At 51.3% G+C, this 1,001-nt stretch carries 1 protein-coding gene; it reads right to left on the bottom strand.

Features of this window, described 5'->3' with window-relative positions; translation table 11 throughout:
- Positions 1 to 769 precede the first annotated feature (769 nt).
- The coding region (locus tag V6D20_15240; GenBank protein HEY9817134.1) for a hypothetical protein at positions 770 to 1,001 on the bottom strand (232 nt) is incomplete at its 5' end.

The following is a 1,001-nucleotide window of genomic DNA, read 5'->3' as shown; positions in this document are numbered from 1 at the left end:
GCTAAACGAGTGGAACCCTACCCGGTGGTCTGTTGAGATAGAGACAATCCAGTCCAAGGAAGGGTGGAAGGAGGCTTGTAGGACTCGTTCAGAGTGCCCAAGTGATATGGACTGTGTGGGGTTGTGGATTGAGTTGTAGCGGATATCCCAAAGATGGAGGTCACCGTCTAGTGAAGGGCAGCTCACCAAGAACCCTGACGGCGACCAAGATGGTTTGGTTAGACGTGTAGGGGATGGGTCGGAGGGTTTTGTTGGCCAAGATAGACAAAGAACGTTCCGATTTGCTCTGGGATCAAACAGGGGTAGCTGGTCAGCCCTGGTTGTCTGCGGTGTTATAGAAAGGTCTCCTCACCTGGCAACATAACAGCAGGTTGGGATCCTTTGGTCGGTAGTCAAGAGAAGTGACCTGTGCGGCCGTCCGGTGGTTGACCAACTCCCTTCCAGCAACATAATCGAATATTATCAGTCTCCTGTCTCTTAGACCTGGCTCGTTTACCGATCGGCACCGCCAGAGCACAAGAGCGTGCCTGTTGTGGAGGGTTCCAAGGACAGCACAGACGATGTATGCCGAGAGTGCAGGGATTTGGCTTGGTATTTCTGACCTTCACTTTTTTGTTCCCAAAGACAGATCTGATGATCGTTGCCCCCAGTTACCAAGGAATTTTTCGCTCCCGGTAAGTACTCAACGACCACAGGTTCCTTATAATGGGGAGTGGCCTCTTGAAACACGGTGTGAATTTTCGGGTAAGAGCCTGGTGTGAGAATCAGCTCAAATACCTGTCTTGAGAATACATAACTGATGAGTTTTGTGCGCTGGGGTGCTAATGTGATCAAAGAGAACAGCCAGTTGGGTGCCACTAGAGTTCCATGCCAAGTCAATGGGGTACTTGCTGGTGCGAAACCGAGAGCGCTCGACTTGGCCAGCGTCTGTGTAGCCATCGTCTAACGTCCAGAAGTTGACACTCCCATCGTGAGATGAAGTTGCGAGCCACTCAGAGTCA

The sequence above is a fragment of the Candidatus Obscuribacterales bacterium genome (assembly GCA_036703605.1).
Classification (GTDB): domain Bacteria; phylum Cyanobacteriota; class Cyanobacteriia; order RECH01; family RECH01; genus RECH01.
The sequence above is the reverse complement of the archived record's forward strand: the minus strand, read 5'-3'. Positions and strand labels throughout refer to the sequence as shown.